Annotated in this window: 16 protein-coding genes and 1 tRNA gene; 8 read left to right on the plus strand and 9 right to left on the minus strand. The window is 41.7% G+C overall.

Annotation, left to right across the window (positions count from 1 at the left end; all coding sequences use genetic code 11):
• The first annotated feature begins 158 nt into the window (after positions 1-158).
• The gene (locus BLQ57_RS02175) at positions 159-2,540 is read left to right on the plus strand and encodes a GAF domain-containing protein (protein WP_087939526.1); all 2,382 of its coding nucleotides are present in this window, start codon (positions 159-161) and stop codon (positions 2,538-2,540) included.
• On the opposite strand, the gene BLQ57_RS02180 is transcribed toward BLQ57_RS02175, so the two are convergent.
• Both BLQ57_RS02180 and BLQ57_RS02185 read right to left on the minus strand, forming a co-directional pair.
• The gene (locus BLQ57_RS02180; protein WP_169712740.1) at positions 2,508-6,203 is read right to left on the minus strand and encodes a BamA/TamA family outer membrane protein; all 3,696 of its coding nucleotides are present in this window, start codon (positions 6,201-6,203) and stop codon (positions 2,508-2,510) included. The two genes, BLQ57_RS02175 and BLQ57_RS02180, sit on opposite strands and share 33 nt — an antisense overlap.
• 8 nt (positions 6,204-6,211) lie before the next feature.
• Positions 6,212-7,063, minus strand: a complete 852-nt coding sequence (locus BLQ57_RS02185; RefSeq protein WP_087939528.1) for an SdiA-regulated domain-containing protein — start codon at positions 7,061-7,063, stop codon at positions 6,212-6,214.
• Positions 7,064-7,166: 103 nt separating this feature from the next.
• Between BLQ57_RS02185 and BLQ57_RS02190 the strand changes: the two genes are divergently transcribed.
• Complete coding sequence (locus BLQ57_RS02190) at positions 7,167-8,303, plus strand: Pycsar system effector family protein (RefSeq protein WP_240507806.1); 1,137 nt, start codon at positions 7,167-7,169, stop codon at positions 8,301-8,303.
• Here the strand turns inward: BLQ57_RS02190 and BLQ57_RS02195 are convergent.
• Positions 8,300-9,223: a serine hydrolase gene (locus BLQ57_RS02195; RefSeq protein ID WP_087939530.1), complete on the minus strand. Its 924-nt coding sequence runs from the start codon at positions 9,221-9,223 to the stop codon at positions 8,300-8,302. The two genes, BLQ57_RS02190 and BLQ57_RS02195, sit on opposite strands and share 4 nt — an antisense overlap.
• A 49-nt stretch (positions 9,224-9,272) precedes the next feature.
• Here BLQ57_RS02195 and BLQ57_RS02200 point away from each other — a divergent pair, with 49 nt between their 5' ends.
• The 5 genes from BLQ57_RS02200 to BLQ57_RS21405 all read left to right on the plus strand — a co-directional run bounded on the left by BLQ57_RS02200 (position 9,273) and on the right by BLQ57_RS21405 (position 10,962).
• On the plus strand, positions 9,273-9,575 hold the full coding sequence (locus BLQ57_RS02200) for a hypothetical protein (RefSeq protein ID WP_240507807.1): 303 nt from the start codon (positions 9,273-9,275) through the stop codon (positions 9,573-9,575).
• 29 nt (positions 9,576-9,604) lie between these two features.
• Entirely contained in the window at positions 9,605-10,021 is a 417-nt protein-coding gene (locus BLQ57_RS02205; protein ID WP_087939531.1) for a DUF4174 domain-containing protein, read from the plus strand.
• Positions 10,022-10,108: 87 nt separating this feature from the next.
• Complete coding sequence (locus BLQ57_RS02210; protein ID WP_087939573.1) at positions 10,109-10,339, plus strand: hypothetical protein; 231 nt, start codon at positions 10,109-10,111, stop codon at positions 10,337-10,339.
• A 90-nt stretch (positions 10,340-10,429) separates the two neighbouring features.
• Positions 10,430-10,504: transfer RNA gene (locus BLQ57_RS02215), tRNA-Pro, on the plus strand.
• Positions 10,505-10,809: 305 nt separating this feature from the next.
• Positions 10,810-10,962, plus strand: a complete 153-nt coding sequence (locus BLQ57_RS21405; protein WP_240507808.1) for a JAB domain-containing protein — start codon at positions 10,810-10,812, stop codon at positions 10,960-10,962.
• Positions 10,963-11,072: 110 nt separating this feature from the next.
• Here BLQ57_RS21405 and BLQ57_RS02225 read toward each other — a convergent pair whose 3' ends face one another.
• From BLQ57_RS02225 to BLQ57_RS02240, 4 genes are all read right to left on the minus strand, one after another.
• Positions 11,073-12,245 (minus strand): alpha/beta hydrolase-fold protein, encoded by a 1,173-nt coding sequence (locus tag BLQ57_RS02225; RefSeq protein WP_087939532.1) that lies wholly within the window; start codon positions 12,243-12,245, stop codon positions 11,073-11,075.
• A gap of 139 nt (positions 12,246-12,384) precedes the next feature.
• On the minus strand, positions 12,385-13,845 hold the full coding sequence (locus BLQ57_RS02230; protein WP_087939533.1) for a serine hydrolase domain-containing protein: 1,461 nt from the start codon (positions 13,843-13,845) through the stop codon (positions 12,385-12,387).
• 47 nt (positions 13,846-13,892) lie between these two features.
• The gene (locus BLQ57_RS02235; protein ID WP_087939534.1) at positions 13,893-14,561 is read right to left on the minus strand and encodes a DUF4386 domain-containing protein; all 669 of its coding nucleotides are present in this window, start codon (positions 14,559-14,561) and stop codon (positions 13,893-13,895) included.
• A gap of 20 nt (positions 14,562-14,581) precedes the next feature.
• The gene (locus BLQ57_RS02240) at positions 14,582-15,448 is read right to left on the minus strand and encodes an alpha/beta fold hydrolase (RefSeq protein ID WP_087939535.1); all 867 of its coding nucleotides are present in this window, start codon (positions 15,446-15,448) and stop codon (positions 14,582-14,584) included.
• A gap of 138 nt (positions 15,449-15,586) precedes the next feature.
• Here BLQ57_RS02240 and BLQ57_RS02245 point away from each other — a divergent pair, with 138 nt between their 5' ends.
• Positions 15,587-16,213 carry a TetR/AcrR family transcriptional regulator gene (locus tag BLQ57_RS02245; protein ID WP_087939536.1) on the plus strand — a complete coding sequence of 209 codons (627 nt, stop codon included), beginning with the start codon at positions 15,587-15,589 and terminating at the stop codon, positions 16,211-16,213.
• Between the two features lie 42 nt (positions 16,214-16,255).
• Here BLQ57_RS02245 and BLQ57_RS02250 read toward each other — a convergent pair whose 3' ends face one another.
• Together BLQ57_RS02250 and BLQ57_RS02255 are read right to left on the minus strand one after the other, a co-directional pair.
• Positions 16,256-19,816 carry an ABC transporter permease/M1 family aminopeptidase gene (locus BLQ57_RS02250; RefSeq protein ID WP_087939537.1) on the minus strand — a complete coding sequence of 1,187 codons (3,561 nt, stop codon included), beginning with the start codon at positions 19,814-19,816 and terminating at the stop codon, positions 16,256-16,258.
• Positions 19,813-20,697 (minus strand): ABC transporter ATP-binding protein, encoded by an 885-nt coding sequence (locus tag BLQ57_RS02255; protein WP_087939574.1) that lies wholly within the window; start codon positions 20,695-20,697, stop codon positions 19,813-19,815. The genes BLQ57_RS02250 and BLQ57_RS02255 overlap by 4 nt, the downstream gene beginning before the upstream one ends.
• Positions 20,698-20,775 lie beyond the last annotated feature (78 nt).

Below are 20,775 nucleotides of genomic sequence, written 5' to 3' on the forward strand. Positions count from 1 at the left end.
CTACTTTACCTGCCAACTCAAAATATTACTCCGATTTAATTCGCTTTCAGCTGCTTATTGAGATGAAAGGTTATCTTTTTTGACGGAAAGGCTATGTTGAGGATAAAAGGGAACTAATTATTGGATTTTTTGGTAATAAATCACTTGATAATTTCTCCATGGAAAACTTACATTCCAAACTCCTTCAGTCTCTCCATTCTCATTTGGATTTTTCTATGCTCTATGCCCAATGGGATAGACTTTCCAATAAAAAGGAGCCGGATACTTGTCTTTACCATGATCTTTTGAAGCGGATCAAAGAGTTTCCTGATTTAAATAATTCCCCGGTGAATGTTGAGGATTTGAAAAGAAAGGAAAACCGACTCGGATTGGGCTTGATTTTGGGATCCATTTTTCCGCTTTCAGGACAAGAAGAAAAAAAGATTTTTGGAATTTCTAAACCTTTTGAGTTTGACCCGATCTATGCGACACGTATTTTTCAGGAGCAATTTCTAGATGCTAAGGGGGGAATAGTGATTCCCGAAAACCTTGATCGAGATCGTCTGTTTTTTCAAAAAATGCTACTGGTCTATGAATTGATCTTGGATCAACTTTTTGGGATCAAAATCAACCCCGTCCATCCCTTGGTGTTCAAGGTTTCCGATGAGTTGGGGATTACGAGGCATTATCAGATTCAGTTAAATACTGAGTTTGTCAAGGTGAAAGCGAAAGGTCCGCTTCCTAAAATACTTGGTAGGTCGGAAATCTGTAGCGGAAATTTTCCGAGTACCTATGATCTCAAGCATTGGATGGAGCTACTTCCCTTGGATTTGTTTGATTTTTATGGATTTATGATCGAAGAAGCGATTGATCTGACCATGGCGCAATCTGTCGCTCAGTTGAATGAAACGGTACTTAATCAAGAGCAACTTTCCGTAGAAGAGTTTCTCCATGTGGTAGAGGACTCTGTGAAAAGTCTCTTGGGGAAGGCAAACCTGAAGGTGGGTCTTGCTGTACTACAGCGAATCAATGATCGCATGGTCTTGACAGAAAGTAGGCTGGCCTTTAGTTTTTTGATCAGAAATCTCTGTTTAGAAGGATGCAAGGATACCTTGGATGCAGTAGTGGAGTTTTTGTCCAAGGTAGAATCCCCTGTTTTCCTCAATGACCTCGATGCCATCGAGGAAGATTTTCCTTTGGGGAAGCGATTTGTAAAGCTAGGAGTGAAGGAGATTATCCTATATCCGCTGAGGCACAATGGTAGCTTGGTGGGAGTCCTGGAAGTGTCTGCTTTTGAGACACAAAACTTCGATCCATCCATGCTGTTGAGTTTGGACTTTTTGGCTCCATCCCTTTCCTTGGCACTTCATCGTCAGGCAGAGAACTTAGACCATAGAATCAAAAGCATCATTCGGAAAAATTTTACTGCGATCCATCCGGTAGTGGAGTGGAAATTTGATGAAATCGCCCTAGACTATGTACTCGCTGAGGAGGAAGGAAGGCGAGCAGAGATCAAGCCTATCCTATTCAAGGACGTTTTTCCGCTTTTTGGAGCGATCGACGTAAAGGACTCTTCCTATGAAAGGAATAAAGCCATTCAGGATGACTTGTTGATTCAGCTGACTAGTGCAAAAAGTATCCTGAATGAGGCTAAGGAATTGGATTCTTTGCCGCTTTTGGAGAGTGTTATAGACCGTCTGGAGGAATATGAAAAGCGCATTCAGTTGATTCTAGCTACTGAGGAAGAAATTCGTATCTCGGAGTTTCTTCAAAATGAACTCAGTCCTCTGCTTAGGCATCTTGCCAATCAGTATCCCTCTATTAGTCCCTTGGTCGATAGCTATTTTAAAAATATTGATCCGGAGATTCAGATGGTTAATATTAACCGAAGGGCTTTTGAGCGGACCATGGTCCTTATCAATGAAACGATCGGTAGCTATCTCGATCAGGAAGAAGTGAAAATTCAGCGGATGTTTCCGCATTATTTTGAGAAGTTTAAAACGGACGGTATCGAATACAATATTTACATCGGTCAGTCTTTGGTCAAGGATCAGCGCTTTGATGAGATTTATTTAAAAAACCTCCGACTTTGGCAATTGCAAACTATGGTGGAATTGACGGCTATGGTGGAGCAGAAGTCGAAGGATTTCGAATATCCTTTGAGTACTACGCAGCTGATTTTGGCTTATCCACATCCGATTTCAATTTCTTTCCGATTGGATGAGCGGAAGTTTGATGTGGAGGGCAGCTATAATATCCGATACGAAGTCCTCAAAAAGCGAATAGACAAAGCCCTGATTAAGGGTTCGAATGAGCGATTGACCCAAAGTGGCAAAATCGCTATCGTATATTCTCAAGCCAATGAAGCAGAGGAGTTTAAGGATTTTATTCAATTTTTACAGAATAAAGGAAAGCTTGCTCCTCGTGTAGAGGAGCTAGAGCTTGAGGATATGCAAGGAGTCCATGGGCTTAAAGCTTTGCGTGTCACAGTGAATGCTGCGGCTTCTCTCGATGACCATTTTCAGTTTTCAAAACTGATAGCCGAAGGTAAAGAAGGGTAAAGTCTCCTCTTTATTGAAGCCAAGGGAGAGTACCGTCACAATCTGATTTAATGGTGCGAGCCATATCCCCCCGCCAATGGACCGGTGCCAAGTGGAGGATTCCTCTCCACTGAGCCATACCCTGCCAATGTCATGAAACCCTATCACGCCTACAGTGGCTGGTAGTAGGTAGGTGTTGAGGTTGAAGAGTTGGATTCTCACGTCAAAATTATGGTAGGCTACAGCATCTCCATTGAAGCGGAACCTTCGATAGCCTCGCAAATTTTCCATTCCGCCTAAGGTTTGTCCTTGGAAAAAAGCATAGTCACCCCAGTTTTTTCCCACACCAAATCTTGTTGCCCAAACGATTTTAGCAGGATAGGAAAATGACCAATACAAGGCGAGTGATGAAGCTAAGCTGCTGTTGTTGCCGGCGGCCTCGGATAATCCCCATCGCTGTTTGAATTCATTTTGAAAATGAAATCCACGAGTAGGTAATCGGGTATTGTCTCGCTTGTCATAGACGATTTGACTATAGATACCTCCGTAATATTTGGCTCGGTTCAGCAAGGTCTGATCGAGTCCGCTCTCAGGAGAGGTGATGAATTTGCCCTGATTGTCATCTGAGTCAAAGCGAAAGAGCTCTGCAAAAGGACCAAATTGAAAATAGCCAGACTCTCCTAGCTGTTTTTGCAGCCCGATTTTGGTTTCATACCAGCTGTACCTTGTCCTGTAGAATCGAAGCCGGTCATTTTTGTCTCTTTCATTTCCAAAGCTTTCGTCCTCCTTAGAGCCTAACTCATAGTTTGTGTCATTGCCAAAGCCAAAAAAGTTGAACACGTAATCCGGAGCTCGGATGTCTGCATTCCAGACCATGTCCCAGTTTCTCAGGACGTCCACGGCATGTCCGTCGTACCGGATATTGAAGGCGCCTGTTTTGATTGCATAATTTGCTTTTATGCTTTGCTGAATTTTATAAGGGGATTTTTTCCAGCCGTGTTTTTGCCAAAGAATGCCTGCTCCTAAAAAGATCCCGTCATCTTGATTGTATTCTACGGATGCTAGTGGCATGACTTTGTCATAAACAAACTCTTTACGATTGTATTCCAGGTGGGAGGGGTTTTTAGCCTTCTTGAACTTTACCGACCCCCCAATATTTGGAGGTAGATCCATGGATTTTGGGATGTAGATCCATTGACTTTTCTTCGCTACTTGCGCCTCATCTTTGACCTCAAAAGGATCCTCGCCGGGAATTATCCTTACTTTGATTTTTCCCTCACCCTTTCCTTCAAATTTGAAGACGTCTTCTCCTTCCAATCCATAGATTCGTATTTCTTGGGTTTCTTCGGGCCGAAAGGTTCTGTTGTAGTAGCGTTGCTCAACTTTACCGGATTTGGAGATTTTACGAATTTCTAAATCTATTTTCCCGTCTTTCTTATGTTTAATTAGAAATTCATCGTTTTTTTCACTTCCAGGTATATCTACCTCTTTGGCAAGAAATTCATAATAAGCCAGTGATTTTTCCTTCAGCCAAGTTTTTCGATGGAGAAGCTTAGACTGGATTTCAGCAGCATCATTTTTTCTAACGTTTTCAGGCCAAGATTCAAATGCTCCTTGGACGGTTTTTTTATTCATTTTGGGGAGTAGGGATTCGAGCTCCTCTTCCCAGTCACTTCGGTCTAGGTCATTGAGAAAACTTCGGTCAAAGTACCTTCCATTGAACATAAAACCATTGACGTCTTTAAGCTCGTATCCGAAACCTTGGAATTTCGGATTGGCCCACTTTCTAGATGCGATTTTTGGAAAAACCCCTTCGTTCACAAAGAATGCCTGATCTCTATCCCGGGGCATGGGCAGAAATTCCCATCCATTTTTACTCTCAGATCGTACCCATCGCCATTGGTCATCATGTCGGTCCCAATCGGCTATCCACAGGTCAAAAATCCTAGCTTGTAGTACTGCTCGCTGATTTACACGGTCGTCATTGTCCTTGAGCACCGTGGCGAGCATTTTATCGGTACTGATTACTTTGGAATCGGGATCGACCTTATCTCCTGTAACTTCTCGCTGCTCAAGTAAAAATACTTCTCCTCCAAAATCTTTTCGGTAAGCACCTAACAGGGGACTGTCAGGGAGATATACTAACTCAGGGTCAGTATGAATCACCCCTACAGCTTCAGCAAGACTTGCAACTGCCACAGCGGCATAGGGATGTGAGGCAGAGATTTGGTCTTGGACGATTTCCTTCGCAATGGTCTTGCGTAGAACTGGACTGATGGCATTTTCTGGAAATTTATTGACTGACCGAAGAACGAATTCATTACCACTTGGATCTTCAAGTCGAAGGCTTCGGGTTTGCATTCCCCCACCTCTTTTGGTGATTTGGAGTCCTCCTTTTTCTTCTTTTAAGTCTATGGGCCTAAACGCTACGGGAATCGCCCAGGTATCTCTGTAGTTTTGCCCCAAAAACAGTTGATGCCCTTTTCCTTTGAGGTATTGAAGGGTGATTGGCCTATGCGCTTTTGCTAGTGTATTTTCTTCAACTGCTTCGACTTCAGTTTTTTCGGTAAACTGATGGGTTAGGGTGGATTCAAAAAGTGGAGTAGCTACCTCAGGACTTAGGAAAGAGAGCTTTACCAAGTGATCTTCAAAGAAATCCAGGGAAGCATACCCTTGCTCTGCATAGGTAAAGGTGGCAGGATTATTTTTGCGTATGGTAGTGTGCTTAGCACCGGCACCACTCACGATATAATGCGTACTTTCTTCCTGTGTATAAAATAGCCCATGCTCATGTCCCGAAACTTGAATGACATGTGGATGCTGCTTGAATAGTTGGTCCAAGGAGTGGATCATGGCTTGGTATTTTGGGTGAGGGATGTCCTGAACATCTCCAAACCAAGTCCGATACAATGGAAAAATAGAACCTAAAACAGGTAATGGGATATAAAGATCGGGCGATAAGGCTCTGAGTGGGAAAAGGTGATCTTTCCAACTGTAGCCTCCATTATGAGGTCCATAGGCTCGCATGGGATGGTGCATGGCCACCAGAATGGTTTTGTCCTGATTTAGCTGAAATTCGGTAGCTAGTTCTCCAAGAATTTCCTCCTCTGTTTTGTATTCGCAATCCGAGTCTTCACCCGGTTTGTCATTGCTATGCAGCCACCACTGACTGTCTAAAATGACCAGTAGGGTTTGCTCATCGAGACTAACCCACTCCGGCCCAGGGCAAGCTGATCCTGGTACCCACTGCACTTTGCCAGCAGGGTAATGCTCCTCGACAAATTTCTCTGCACGAAAAATAGCCTCTTGGCCTCCTGATTTTCCTTTCTCCCAATCATGGTTTCCCGGTATCATCCAGATTTTTCCGGATAGATCTGAGTAGACATCCAACTGTGTGCGGAGGATCGTTTCTGCTTCCCGTCGGGATTTATCAGATTTTTTTGGTAATCCAAGCGGATAAATATTATCTCCCAGATAGATGAGATGAGTAGGGATTTCAGGCTCAGACTGAAGTTTTTTTAGTAAATCCTCAATGACAGGATGTTTTCCTTCTTGCATTTCTCCTGCATCTCCGATCAAGTAGATTCTGAATTTGGGCTCAGGGTTTTGCTGAGCAAAGATTCCCTGTCCCAGTAGCAGAAATAGAAGGGACAGAAATATGCTTTTTGATGATAGGCGAGTCATAATTGGCCTCATGGCTGATAAGGAAATAGCAGTATATTTGGTCTGCCATCTCGGGCTTCATTGGATATGTACAGGTTGCCTTTAGCGTCAAAGGTAATCCCCTCGGGCTGCTTAAAGTAGGAAGCTGGAAGTTGGTGAAACTCTAGGAAATCACCCTGCTGACTCATGACTAGTAGCCATCGATCCGTAGAGGACATCAAATACAACTCCCTAGTGATGGGATGAATGGCTGCTGCTGCAGGTTGCATTTTGACCTGGCTTAAGTCCTTTTCGGGAAATGCAGCTTGTAAATCTTCTCTTTTTAGCACCATGTAAGGATCTGTTTGATAGGTTTTGGAGACCAAGTCAAAGCGATAGACGGATGACCTGGAGGGATTTTTGTCCCATTTACACACCTTACAAAAAAGCAAAAGAGATGGTTCTGTATCTAAGGTTACAATAGCCTCAAAGTCTCTTTTCTGATCGATTGGGAAATCATATCGTCGGGTCAAAAAATCATCAGTCATGGGAGCACTGACTTCGTAGAGGTCACCATTGCTCTGCAAAACATAAGCAGTGTCCCGATACACTAGCAGATCCTCAATATCCTTGTTTTTGGAGAATTTCTGTTTTTTCAGGATTTTACCTGATTCAGGATCAATCTGATATAGAATGGATGATTCATCTTCTATGCCCCAAAGCTCCCCATTGTCTTTCCATTCCAGACCGGATATTTCTTCCAAGGCATCGGGTAAATAGAGGGTGGTGTGCTGCTCCAATTGATATCCTTGCGGAAGCGAGTAATCCTGCGAAAAGTCTCTTTTTTCAGCACATTGGGTGAGGAGTAAAGCAGAAAGCAAAGAGATTTTAGCAGTATTCATAGTTATTTTAAAGGAAGTCTTTTAACTTTCGTTTGGACAAGTATCAATTTCAGCCTTATAAGTGGAAAACCAACGCGAAAAGTTCGAATCTTGGATTCGTGAAATGTTTCAGCAACGCCTCAAAAAAGAGGTCTGTTATCATAATCTCGATCACACGCTATTGATCGTCGAGAAATCCAGAGAGATAGCCCTCGAGGAGGGATTGGGTGAAGAAGATCGAGCCGACTTGTTTTATGCTGCTTGGCTTCATGATACGGGCTATTGGGATGGTTTAGGAGATGGCCATGAAGAGAGAGGAGCGGAGCTGGCGCAGACCTGTCTGGAGGAGTTAGGATTGGCACAGCAGAGAATAGACCGTATCAAATCTGCCATCAGAGCAACCAAAGTCCCTCAGAAGCCTAAGAGTAAATTAGAGGAGATACTTTGTGATGCGGATATGTATCACTTGAGCACTCCCGATTTTTTGGATTATACAATGTGCCTGAAGCAGGAACTTGAAAACCTGAAATCCCTTGATTCCACAGAGTTGGACTGGCTGAAAAGCTCGAGGGAATTTACTTCAGCCCATCGATACCATACCGAATTTGGAAAAAAATCCCTTGAACCCTTGAAAATGAAAAACTTGGAGGTTTTAGATAAGAAAATCAAAGAATTGGAATCGAAGAGCTCCATCAAAAAGGGTGAAAAAAAAAAGAAAACTAAATCGAATCGAGGCATAGAGACTATGTTTCGAGTGACCTCCTCCAATCACCTGCAGCTTTCCGCACTTGCGGACAACAAAGCCAATATCATGATTTCGGTCAACTCGATCATCATCTCTATAGTGGTCACGGTTTTGATCCGAAAACTGGAAGAATTCCCCAACTACACAATACCTGCCATTTTATTGATTTCTACCTGCTTGGGAGCGATGATTTTTGCGATTTTGGCCACGAGGCCCAAGGTGACCAAGGGCATGATTACCCCTGAAGATATTCAGAAGAAGCAGGGAAATTTGCTCTATTTCGGAAATTTTCATCAGATGTCGCTAGACAACTATCTGTCAGGCGTAAAAGAAATGATGGAGGATAGCGAGTACCTTTACGGCACGATGACACGGGATATTTATTTTCTGGGAAAGGTCTTAGCCAAGAAATACCGACTTCTCAGAAAAAGCTACACCGTGTTTATGTTTGGTTTTGTGGTTTCGGTTTTATCCTTTTTGATCGCTACCTTATTTTTTGATCCGCTAGCGTATTAATAACTCAGGCCTTTCAGAAACTTTTCGGATTCCTTGGGAACCATATAGGGGGATTTGGAGTGGAAATGGTCCCAGACCATATTTGAGATTTTCCTACTAAGAGACCAGGCTTCATTGGTATATTCCCAGCTTTCATCTTCATTATTTTTGGTAAAAATAGCGAGCACATAGTCGCCCTTTGGGGCATTGGCCAGCAAGACCTCTGAGCGGGAAGCATTGACCATGCCCTGCTTACTGAGCACATTGACTGTTGGCGGAATTTGAGAAAGGGCGTATTCGGTGTAAAAGCTATTGGATAATAGTCGGCTCATTTGCTCGGAGTAGGCAGGACCGAAAAGTGATCCTTCATGAATTTTTCGTAAGAGGTTGGCCATTTCTCTTGGGGAAGTTTGTCCCCAGCCATAGTTTTCCCAATTCTTGGCTCGGCCTTGAGTGCGGCTATTGACCCGGGTATGGAGGTAGCCCCATTTTTCCAATAGTGGATTAATCGTCTCTCCACCGCCTGCCAAGGTTTGAAGCCAAAGAGAGGCCGTATTGTCTGAGTAACTGAGCATCAGTGCTATCAATGTCCTAAGGTCTGTTTGGGTAGAATCTTGGAAAAATTGCATCAAGCCAGATCCGCCGTACTTGATCGAATCCCTGTAAATCAAGGATTGGTGATAGTGAAGCTCTTCTTTTTCAATCTTATCAAAAATCCCCAGCAGAATAGGGATTTTCACAATACTTGCAGTGGGAAATATACTATCAGCATTGAGTTGAGCGGACTCTCCATTGGAAAGGTGCTCCACGTAGACTCCCAATTCACCCTTGAAATCGGCCGACAACAAATCCAGTTTTTGCTGAAGGGAAAGATTTCCTTGAGAGATACAGAGGGGTACAATCCCCAGAAAGAGCAAAAGTAAGAGCGGAAACTTGCGCATAAGTTTGAGAGCAGTTAATTTCAATTGTTAGGATAAATGTAAAAAAGCCATGACTAAGCTTCATCACAAGAAAGGGGAAGATTTTATTAATCAAAAGGAAAGCGACTTAGAAAAGAACCCTATTTTGCTATCACTTTGGTTAGATGCCAAGGATAATTGGGAAAAGGCGCACGATCAAGTAGATCAATTGGAGGGGAAAGATGCAGCTCGAATTCATGCCTACCTTCATCGCAAAGAAGGGGATCAGTGGAATGCGGACTACTGGTACAGAAGGGCGGGGGAGGCTCGACCGAATATGACCTTAGACGAGGAGTGGGAGTACTTGGTGGAGCGCTACTACGGCTTAGGATAACAATCGCTCTTGCCTTCAGTTAATTAGCTATGTTACTACTTGGATTCAGTTGGTTTATTTTAATTTTTGGAAATGTACAAATGGAGCGAGCCAAAGCCTTAAAAGACTTTCGATGGGAGAATCGAATTTTAATAATCAAGGAAGCATCCTTGGAGCAAGTGGAGGATAAAGAACTGGAAGATCGAAAGCTGCTTTATTTTCAGTTTCAAGGTGACAGTTTGAATGCCAGCAATTACGAGGGAGAGATTGATTTGGAATCCTTCGAGAAAATGATGGAGGTTCGACCTTCTGAAAACTGGTTTCTGATCGGCTTGGATGGAGGACTGAAGCGCAGTGGAAAAGGCAGTCCAGAGCTGGATCAAATTTCAAAAATCATAGATGCGATGCCGATGCGACAGTCGGAGATTCGAAGAGGGAAAATTGATGGATTTCCCAAAAAAAAGTAAGAAAACCCCCAAAAAATACCCAGTTCTGGGTATTTTTTGGCACTTTTTGAAGTAGTATTTTTGGATATCAAATTGTATCCCTTTTCTATGAAATTCTTTTATCTTTCATCAAAACCAAATGAAGCTGGCAAATTCGAGATTCACCATCGCGAATGTGATTTTATTCCTGATGCTTTAGAGCGTGATTATTTAGGTCCATTCAATAATGGTCTCGAAGCCATGCGAAAAGCTCAAAGTATTCAGTCGGAATCCTGTTTATGTGAGGCTTGCTGTAGCAATACCTTCCAATCCGTGTTTTTTAAGAATAAAAATGATTAACTGATACTCAGGAAATTATTTGATTTGATCTTTAAAAACTGATTTAGCTTTTCCATCAAAAGGATAAAATTAATAGATTTGTTCACGAATCGGGGTGTGGCGCAGTCCGGTTAGCGTACACGTCTGGGGGGCGTGTGGTCGCAGGTTCAAATCCTGTCACCCCGACATTTAAGAGAGCAGTTCTTCGGGGCTGCTTTTTTTTTGAATTGTGATGGAATATTGTGTTTACATACTTTTAGAAAAACGATTTGAGTACAATGGCAGAGATATCCATCGGGTACAGTTGTAATGTCAAGGCCTGTCAAAGACCGAATGTGAGTTCCTCTCGATAAGCTTATCAGGTATTTTTGGATTTTTGGGAAAAAGGCAGAATAGCGCTTGTGGAGGATTTTCAACTGATGCTGCTCAACCGGACCAATCGGATATAAGGAATCTGTACGGTTAGTAGCGGGGGAACCTCGGGGACGGTCATGGATCCAAAGATAGTGTTTGCGACTGCCTTGAGAGCCAATGCCTCTTCAATGATCGCAGCTCATAATCATCCGTCGGGGAATCTAAGTCCCTCAAAGCAGGACAAGCAATTGACAAAGAGAGTGGTGGAAATTGGAATGGAAGAGCCTTAGATTTGCCGCTGTAGGACCATGTCATCGTGACCCCCGAAGGGAATTATTCCTTTGCGGATGAAGGGTGGCTTTAAGCTCCTTTTTTTTGTTCGATTTGATATTTAAATCATTTAATCCTTTTTTGTTAATTCCCTTATTCTCATTCGGGCATGCTCATTTTCTGAATTAAGCTCTAGGGATTTTTTATAGTTTTCGATTGCTTTCTGTGTTTCGCCTACGGTTTCAAAAGCTTCTCCCAAACTATCATAGGAATTAGCAGATTTGGGGTAGTTTTCAACATTCAATTTAAAATATTCAAGTGCCTTGGCTTGATCTACAGCATTTTTACTTCGGAGTAATCTATATCCAAGTTGGTTTACGAGGTACTCAGGAGGAGAGAAATTGTACGAAAGTCGCTCCGAAATTGCCCGAAAATGTAGGGTAAGTTGGGCTATGTCGTCCACCTCACGATAGGAGAGTCCATAACCTTCAAATATGGCTGAGATTCCACTATAAAAAGCAAGGATGGGCACAGAGCTATGATCCTCCTTTTCGAAGTACTCCAATTTTGCATGAAGTTCACTAGGTGATTTATTATTCAATGCCTCATAGAACCGAACATGGCGATCTCGATTTCGAAGGTTTCTTTTGCCCCAATTGGCTGTAGCTATGTAAATGTACCGTGAAAATGACTGCTCAGTCATGGAAACCAGCTTTTTATCCATGGTTTCAGCATCCCAAGTCCCAAAACTCGGGTCAATAGCAATAAAGGCATTGAAAAGGGTCCTTTCTTTCATAAAAGTATAAGTCGCTAACAAACCACCTAAAGAATGGCCAAAAAGAATTCGATAAGGCTCTGTTCTGTATTTTTGATCCAATTCGGGAATTAGCTCTTCTTCCAAGAAACCCAGAAAATTATCTCCACCTCCTGTATTATTTTCTCTTACAGTTACGATTTTATCGGGAGTATAGTCTCTTTCTCTATCCATACTTCGAATACCAACCACAATCATTTCGGGAAGGGTTCTGCTTCCATATGCATCAGCACTCATGTAGTTGACCAATCCTGTGATGGACTTAAAATGAAGATTTCCATCCAAAAGAATGAGCAAGGGATAGGTCCTGTAGGATGATTCTAAATGATGGTACGAATCAGGAAGACTTATCCAATATTCTCTGTCTTCGCTAAGAATAGTGGACTTAATTGAATGTTTCGTACCGATCACAATTTGTTCAGTATCCTGTGATTTTACCTGATTGATGCCGATAAGTAGAAGTAGTATTGCGGTTAAAGTTATCTTCATTGTGTTTTTTATTAAAATTTGCTACAGCTAAAACAGGAATCGTGCTTTCCAAGACTCCTTACTATCAAGCCACTAGATTATTTTAAATTTACTCAATCACGCTATATTAGACAGACTAAAGGGTTGGATTTTTATTTATCTATAATTTAACTGCAGCTTGGCCATATAGCATGAATGAGGGCTTCTCTGCATCGTTCGTAAAAGAAACTTGTATTCCAGTATTTCCATGGATGAAACCAAGTTCATCCCCGACAATTGGTACAAGTTCATATTCATCTCCATTCGGGAAGAAAAGTGAAATTTGATTTTTGTCTTCATTGAAAGCAATGGATAAATCAACCTGATCATTCCATTTGTATTTTCCGGACAATTCCTTTAAAACGCTGGAATCAATAGGCTTGCGTTTTGCCTCGGTTTGTTTAAAATGCTGCCAATCATATATCTGTGATGCAGATAGCAAGAGTTCATTTCCTAGAGCACCGCCATTATCAGAGTTTATTAAATAGACCAGACCATTTCCGCTTGTTAGGCTTATTGTCATTCCTGTACGATAGCCGACATTACCTCCGTAATGCGTAAGTGAAATGTCATTTTCGGAACGATTAACGATGAAACCGTACACATGACCGTCCCGCTCATGACTTAGGATAGTTTTGATATCTGAGGCTGAAAATATTGAAGAATGACCCTGATAAGCATTATAAATCTCGATCAGAAATTTTGCCAGGTCCGTAGAATTGCTCCAAAGTCCTGCCGCAGCTTGCTCCGGATGATTTCTCCATCCCCCTTCAATCAAGTCTCCTGACTGGCTATAACCTTTTGCAACTCGATGTATCTCTGATTCAGGCAAAGGCTGTGTGAATTCAGCATTTTTCATTCTTGCGGGTTCAAGAATCCACTCTTTCATGATATTTGAGAATTCATCTTTAAATATGTCCTGAAGTGCCAATTCGGCTAAGGTGTACCCACCTCCCGAATAAGCCAGCATTTCATTTGGAGCTGACACAACTTCTATAGGTGATGTGTTTACACCGGTACTTCCTCTTAAAACATTCAAGTCAGTTGGCATTTCATGGGTTCTTTCATAACCCTGATAGCCTCCCGGGCTTATTCCTGAGGTATGAGAAAAAATATTTCGAAAGGTTACTGGATTATCGGGAGTTTGCTGGCCAGCTGGAAGAACAAATTCTTTCAAGTATTCTTGAATATTTTTATCCAGGTCTATTTTACCCTCGGCATGCATTCGCAGTGCCGCAAGAAATGTCACGGGTTTTGACAGGGATGCTGCTTGGAAAATACTGGTACAGTCTAACTTGGGCTGCTGTTCGAAATTTTCATTTTGATAGGTTTCAGTCCAGGCAATTTTTCCTTGGCTGATAACAGCAAGTGAAAGGGCCGGTATTTTGTAGTCTACCATTTTATCTTTGATAGAACTTAGATTTTCCTGCTCTTCCAAAAACTTTACCTGACCGCGGATTTCATTTTCTAGCCTTGCTTTTCCATTTTCCAATTCATTGGATGTTTTAGTGCAGGCACTTCCAAATACAAGTAGTAAAGTTGGGAGAATTAATGTGTTCCAATAAGGCTTTGTACTTTTCATAGTCGTATATAGTGTTATTAGGTAGATGCTGAGTTTATTTTTTGTATTTATTGTAAGCTGGGTACTTTGGAAGGCTTTCCTCCCTTTGCAATCAACCAAACTGCAAAGGTGAGTTCGCCTAAGGCCATGGGAAAGGCCAGTCCTAGTTCAAGATGTGAAAGGAAGGGTAGATTAGCGGAAACTAGTTTTAAGGAATGGACTACTACATAGCATAGTCCAGCAAAGAGGGCAAAAAACACCAAGAGTCTAGGGATGGTGTTTTCCAACATCATTAGGTACCCGATAAGGGATAGATGCACTCCAAAAATCACCAAGCCTCCATTCCAAATAGCTTCAAAAAGGCGGAAATTTTGGTTTATCTGTGGATTGGATAAGTCTTCATTGGCCGCATTGAGTATCAGGAAATAGATGGCTACACCAAAAATGAGTGTATACAGGATTCTTGCTGCCGCTGCGATGAGAGCGTATTTCTTGCTTGTTTCTTCGAAGTATTTGTACAAGGTATAGCTCACGAGAAGGTCTAGCAAAACAATCATCAACAATCCGAAGAGCATACTCACATATAGAATTTGGCGGGTATCAATTAAATCCTTTAGGGATCCAAGAGTTTCAGGTTGGTTAAATTCTGGCAGGGCATATCCTATGGAAAAGCCTGCTAGAATGGCCATGATAATTAGTGCCCAACCGGAGAGAAGAGCTGTTTTTCTTTTGTTCATAGAATTGATTTGAGCAGGATTTACACCTGTGCGTTATTCTTGATGATCGCCGCTATTCTTTGATTTTCCTCTTTACTTTGGACATGCTTTGAGTCCTCCAGTAATACGGTGCTTTTCAGCGAGGGGAAAATTTTCTTCGCTCGCCTGATCATTTTACCTCCTGGAAATAGAATGTCATTTTCCGCTGCAATCAAAGTGATAGGGCTGCTTATCTTCATAGCATCAGCGGTTTTAATTACAGGTACGGGAGTGAAATCCATGGTAAAATGGGTAAATATCAGGGCTAAACTTTTCTCTGCATATTCATCTTTCTCTGTGAATGCGGCGGCTAAAAACCGGTCGAGATATTTTTTCTTTTTGGTTTTCATATACCGTTTCATAGGAATGAAAAACCGAAAGAGTGCTTTAAGGGGATTTCCATTTACCACATAAGCAGGTGCAGTAAGGAAAACTTCCTTGATTTTCTGCTCATTGTGAATGAGCGTTTTGAGAATGACTAATCCTCCAAATGAAAATCCAGCAAGAATGACATTCTGGAGCTTCAACTCATCAATAATTTCATGCATCCATTTACCATAAGAATCATCCTGCATACTTAGGCGTGTCTCTGCACTTTTATTAGGCTGAGCTAAAACGTCAACAGCGTATACAGAAAACGAATCCAGCAAATCTTTATAGGTTTCTAAGGCAATTGGTGCATTTCCGTTTGAACCATGAATAAGAATAATGGGAGGTTTTTGTGGATTTCCTGTAGAAATGATGTTGGTTTTTCCGAAGCTGGTATGGATTGTTTTATATGAAAAATCAACAGAAAGACTTTCCAGTTTTTGGTCGTAGAGCTGAAGTATTTCCTGCTTACCCTTTTCCGACTTAAATAATGACCCCATTTTACTCTTTTTGATTTTTGCGGGAAAGATTTTATCCAGATGGGTTATCAGAATACTATTCCGCGATTATAAAATCCCTAACTTTAGGACAAGTTTACTAAAATAATCTGAATTAGGACAAGTTTACTAATTAAAAAATTGGATACGAAAATAAAAATACTGACAGCAGCCAGATTGCTTTTTAATGATTTGGGTTTTAGTAATGTGACAATCAGGATGATAGCCTCAGAATTGCAGATGAGTTCAGGGAATTTGAACTATCACTTCAAAACCAGAGATGATATCTTAGAGGCCCTGTATTTTGAAATGGTTCAGGAATTTGACAAAAGGGTTGAACAATTGGGTATACAGGAAATTTCCTTTCAAAGCATCAAACGAGATATGCACCTTAGTATGAAACGAATGGTAGATTATCGGTTTTTCTGGACTGATCTATACAATTTACTGAGGTTGAATCAATCGATAAAAGCTCATTTTGAAGCAGTTTACCTCAAGCGATTTGAAGGGTATGAATTTCTTATGAGGTATTTGACGGACAAAGGGCTTCTCCGTGAGTTTGAATTTTCTACAGAGCGGAAATTTTTAATTGAACGAATGATTGGTTTCAGTAATACTTGGCTTTATAATTCCTCTATTTATGAAATCGAGATCAACGATAAATATCTCGATCACCAAACCGGTAATTTATTAGCCATGCTATACCCCTATTTGACGAATTTAGGGAAATTGGAATTCAAAAAAGTTAGGTCTGATTATTTTTATTAATTGGGTTCAGGATAATAATTGCCAGACAAGTCAAGAAGGGTTTTACCTTATTGCCTTTCTCGCCTTAATCTCCATAAAATTATCCTCTCGATTTTGGTCTGGCCGCGTACCCCAAGGGTCAAGAGCAATGATCTTAGGGATTTTGTCCAACCTGACCTTTAGTTGCCCTTTTCCTGACTTTATTCGCACTTTTTGTGAGAGGATGATTTCTTGTTCATTTTGGATGTTTTTTGGATGTGTTAAAAATGTGGCTAATTCCATCTCCTCATCCATGTATATTTCCAATTCTGAACCATCAGCCTGTCGTTCCATTTTATTCGCTTCATAATCAATTGTGACCTGTGTAAACCCATTTTCCGCTTTTTCAATATTTGTATTTATAATCCGAATGTCATATGTGATAATTTTCTGAAACCAGTCTACAAGAAGTTCTTGCCCCTCAGGTGATGTTTTCTCCATCATTTTCTCAAGTAAAAGCTGGGAATCAACCACCGGCTTGGCTTGGCTGCGCGAAGTGTCCACCAGCTCTCGAATGATGCTATTAAGTTCTTTTTCTCCCAAAAGATCTCTAGCAGCAAGAAATGCTGACAAACTTTTTCCATAGGCCAAATAGCTTTGATTTTCTTGTTCGGAAAGGCTGTTTTCTGGCTTTGTGGAAATGGCTCTCCCTGTAAAATAGGTTCTGTTGGCTTGGTCACTAAGGTACCAAGTGGTCGATTTTCCAATCATTTTTTCCAAAAGCAATACTTCCGCATACTTAGCCAATCCTTCCACAAATAATGTGGCTCCCGGTACATTTCGTGGAGCCAATAGGTGTCCAAACCACTGGTGTGCGACTTCATGAACCGCTCGCTTGGTCTGAAGGTCAAATTGAGGAGAACCCTCTTTGACAAGGAAATATTTGTCTTCCGTCATGCTGATCACGCCGGGATGGGCATAGCCACCAATTCCCCAAAACCCTGGGATTTCTACTAGTTTCAAGTGATTGAAAGGATATTCGCCAAAGTTTTCAGTGCAATAGATTAAGGCTTCCTTCATAATCTGAAGGGTTTTTGAATTGAATCTGCTATGAGTTTCAAGGCTGTAGACTTCGAGTTGACTGCTTCCATTATCCAGGCTATCCTTTTGGTAATGGCCTGAAAAAAATGCAAGAGAAGGGAGTATAGGCTCGGTGGATTTGAAATGGTAAATGCTTCGATTTTCCTTCACTCTTCTTTCAATCAGTTTTCCAGACGTCAAGGCAGTCTGATCTTTTTCTGTTTTCACAATAGCCTCAAAAGTCACTTTAAACAGGTTTTTTTCAGTACTTCCGCTATGCGTGTCTATCCGATTGGCTAAGGGTTTTGGAGGAAGATTTCGCTTTTTCCGTTCTGCATAATCTTTGATTTCCATGGATTCAGAATAGCCAAAGAATGGAGCGAAATCCCTGAAATTGAGGTAGGATCCGTTCGGTACGAGGGCTTTTTGAGAACCAAGAATGTTTTTTTGTGGCTTGACGGTAAATGAAAAGCCTAGACTATCGCCGGGAAAAATTGGCTCTTTAAAGCGAATGTGGTACAGCTTTAATTCTTCGACATAGCCATAGTCTTCTGTTTTTTCTAGAATTAAATCATGCAAACTTTCTTTTTCCTGAATCAATAATTCCTGAACGGCTTGTGTGCTGGGGTTAACTAGTTTTCCACGCACGATTGCCTCGTAAGCTCCCTGAGAAGGCTTCATATCTATTTCAAAATGTAAATCTGCATAGGCCAAAACAGGTGCATCAATATATTTTTTGAATTCTTTCTCATACCATGCCCGTTGATCCAATAGCTTGGTCATTGAAGGAAAGCTTTCTTCGCGTTCTGTTTTCAAATACATGCCTGTCCAAAATCCCAGAAAAAGGGTAGAAAAAAGAAGTGCCAGTCGAGTGCTTGTATTCCTCAGTATTTTTAGACCTCGAAGAGAAATTGTTTGGTCCCATACCGAATAAAGCCAAGCCCCAAGTGCCAGGGTAAATACTCCCCAAATCAGGCTTAAATGCAAGAAAGGCCTCACTTGAATGGCAAATCCAGCTAGTTCGCTGTAAGTTAAGAATGGGATATTTCCAAATTGAAATAGCGGATGTGACAAACCCACAGTAGAACTCAAGGGACCTGCAAAAAGTCCGAAACTGATAGCAGAGAGGCCTATACCCAAGTATTTATGTGGTATGAACCGCTGAATCAGTAAAAACAGTGTACTGAAATAAACCAAATTCAAGCCGGGGCTGAGGAAAAGTGAGAATAGGGCCCACGAATGGCTGCTTAATGGTTGTTGTGCCAGTTGGAAAATCAAGCCAATAAAAACGGTCAAGCTAATCATGGTTAGCATTAGGATTAACAAGGTAGTCCAGCTAGCTAAAAACAGCAGTCCTTTTGGGGCAGGAGTAGCATGGATTAAGTCGCTCATCCGGCTATCTTTTTCCCTCCATGTGAGGGATGCGCTGTAAAACAATAAGAGGAAAATCCCGAAGATCAACAGCGGTTGCTGCACTCTGTCTAAGAGAATTTGGGTGGCAGGATAAAAGCTTTCTTCGTAAGAGCCTCCTGAGAAGAGTTTAAAGTAGATCTCAGTTGCTGCGATGATTAGCCAGGCAGCTAAGATGGTCCAGAACGGAATACTCTTGAAGACAAATTGAAGAGAGGACCGGAGGTGAGATGCAAAGACTGCTCGGTATTGACCTGTTTTTGGAATCAGTTTTTCTACTTGAGCTGGCTCTAACGCTTTAGTAATCTCTTCCTTTTTGACTTTTTGTTTCCCCTTCCACTTTCTAAATGAAAAGCGTTGGTAGGCCATGGTTAAGAGACTGATTGAAATTAGAAACCAAATCAGCCTATTCCAGGCAAAAAAGCCTGACAGTTGGACGCCTAAATGGTTTTTTTCAAAACTGGTCCAGAGGTTTGTCTGATGAAAAAATGCGGAAAGTCCGAATGGATCCAGGACCGCTGCCCAAATCAAATTATCGCTCGCTACAGGTGTTGCATTTGCCATCAGGGGTGAGTTGAGAAAAATGGAGCAGATAAAGTACGCGGCATAGATAGCCACAGCCATTGCATAGGTTGCAAGCGGGTTTTTGGTCAAAATTCCAACTGTAAAAAGCAAAGCAGCAAGTGTGGTGACCGTGGGGATGAGAAGCTTAAAGGCTACTGAAAGACTGCTGCCGAATTGAAATTCTAGGATTCTGCTTGGATCAAGATCTGAGAATGCGACCCCAAAATGAAATCCAATAAGGGCTGGAAGAATGACCATCAAGGAAGTGAGCCAGGCGCCAAAAAAGCGGGTTATAAAAAAGCTTGTTTTGGAAATTGGTGTCACAAATACCAATTCTTCCATTTGGGATTGAGTATCCCGTTGAGTAGCCTTCACCACAAAAAACATCATGGAAAAAACCGCTCCTAGGCTAAGCAATCCCATCTTGAAAAAGAGTTGATATTCAGAGTTAAACACTGTTTCAGAGGCGGGAGTACCCTGGCCTCCCATCAGAAAGGCAAAACCAAAATAGGCTAGCGCAAAGACTGGAGCTGTCCAAGTTTTGAGTTGAATCAGCAATTCGAATCGGATTAATTGAATAAACTGGTTCATGCTTTTGGGTTTTGGTTTTTTAAAGTGCTGAAATAGTAATCTTCCAGGCTTGGACTTACCGGCTCAAAATCGAGACCTGGGCAATTTTCAGCTTGAACATGAATCTTGGTTTTCCCTGCGATCAATTTGGAGGAAATCACATCGAGTTCAGATTGATGTCGGGGTAAGTCGGGCTTTTCAATTTTCTTGGCCCATATTTTTCCGGTAAGGCTCTTGGTACAGGCTTGAGGATTTCCTTTGGATAGGATTTTGCCCTGATTCAGGATAGCCATCTGCGTACAAAGCTCCTGTACATCATCAACCAGGTGGGTAGAAAGGATCACAATGACCTGCTCTCCGATTTCTGCCAGAAGATTTAGAAAGCGGTTGCGCTCTTCAGGGTCCAATCCGGCTGTTGGCTCATCGACGATGATTATTTTGGGATTGCCAAGGAGTGCTTGGGCAATGCCAAATCGCTGACGCATTCCACCTGAAAAAGAGGAGACGGCTTTTTTTCGATGTTGGAAAAGATTGGTTTGATGCAGGAGTTGTTCAATTTGTTTGCCTCTTTCCGACGGGCTTCCAATTCCTTTGAGTACTGCCATGTGTTGCATCAGTTCCCAGGCCGATATCCCGGGATATACGCCAAATTCTTGGGGTAAATAGCCTAAGACGGATCGGATTTTCTGGGGATTTTGTGAAACTTCCAGACCGTTAAAGAGAATCTTTCCGGACTCGGCTGCTTGAAGCATGGCGATTGTTCTCATCAAACTTGATTTTCCTGCTCCATTTGGTCCCAAGAGACCAAACATTCCATTTTCTATGGTGATGGAAATGTCATTCAATGCTTTTACACCATTAGGGTAGGTTTTGCTGAGTTTTCGTATTTCAAGTTGGTTCATGGTTGGCATTTTTTTGCTTCACCAAAACTTGGGATTCAAAATGATCTGATCTAATTAAAATGTCTAACAGGCCAGAAT

Origin of the sequence: Algoriphagus faecimaris (assembly GCF_900101705.1) — a bacterium.
GTDB lineage: Bacteria > Bacteroidota > Bacteroidia > Cytophagales > Cyclobacteriaceae > Algoriphagus > Algoriphagus faecimaris.

Bases quoted from the DNA above. Each gene is read 5' to 3' on its own strand.
- BLQ57_RS02175 (WP_087939526.1), top strand. From the start codon at position 159: ATGGAAAACTTACATTCCAAACTCCTTCAGTCTCTCCATTCTCATTTG.
- BLQ57_RS02180 (WP_169712740.1), bottom strand. From the start codon at position 6,203: ATGACTCGCCTATCATCAAAAAGCATATTTCTGTCCCTTCTATTTCTG.
- BLQ57_RS02185 (WP_087939528.1), bottom strand. From the start codon at position 7,063: ATGAATACTGCTAAAATCTCTTTGCTTTCTGCTTTACTCCTCACCCAA.
- BLQ57_RS02190 (WP_240507806.1), top strand. From the start codon at position 7,167: ATGTTTCAGCAACGCCTCAAAAAAGAGGTCTGTTATCATAATCTCGAT.
- BLQ57_RS02195 (WP_087939530.1), bottom strand. From the start codon at position 9,223: ATGCGCAAGTTTCCGCTCTTACTTTTGCTCTTTCTGGGGATTGTACCC.
- BLQ57_RS02200 (WP_240507807.1), top strand. From the start codon at position 9,273: ATGACTAAGCTTCATCACAAGAAAGGGGAAGATTTTATTAATCAAAAG.
- BLQ57_RS02205 (WP_087939531.1), top strand. From the start codon at position 9,605: ATGTTACTACTTGGATTCAGTTGGTTTATTTTAATTTTTGGAAATGTA.
- BLQ57_RS02210 (WP_087939573.1), top strand. From the start codon at position 10,109: ATGAAATTCTTTTATCTTTCATCAAAACCAAATGAAGCTGGCAAATTC.
- BLQ57_RS21405 (WP_240507808.1), top strand. From the start codon at position 10,810: ATGGATCCAAAGATAGTGTTTGCGACTGCCTTGAGAGCCAATGCCTCT.
- BLQ57_RS02225 (WP_087939532.1), bottom strand. From the start codon at position 12,245: ATGAAGATAACTTTAACCGCAATACTACTTCTACTTATCGGCATCAAT.
- BLQ57_RS02230 (WP_087939533.1), bottom strand. From the start codon at position 13,845: ATGAAAAGTACAAAGCCTTATTGGAACACATTAATTCTCCCAACTTTA.
- BLQ57_RS02235 (WP_087939534.1), bottom strand. From the start codon at position 14,561: ATGAACAAAAGAAAAACAGCTCTTCTCTCCGGTTGGGCACTAATTATC.
- BLQ57_RS02240 (WP_087939535.1), bottom strand. From the start codon at position 15,448: ATGGGGTCATTATTTAAGTCGGAAAAGGGTAAGCAGGAAATACTTCAG.
- BLQ57_RS02250 (WP_087939537.1), bottom strand. From the start codon at position 19,816: ATGAACCAGTTTATTCAATTAATCCGATTCGAATTGCTGATTCAACTC.
- BLQ57_RS02255 (WP_087939574.1), bottom strand. From the start codon at position 20,697: ATGAACCAACTTGAAATACGAAAACTCAGCAAAACCTACCCTAATGGT.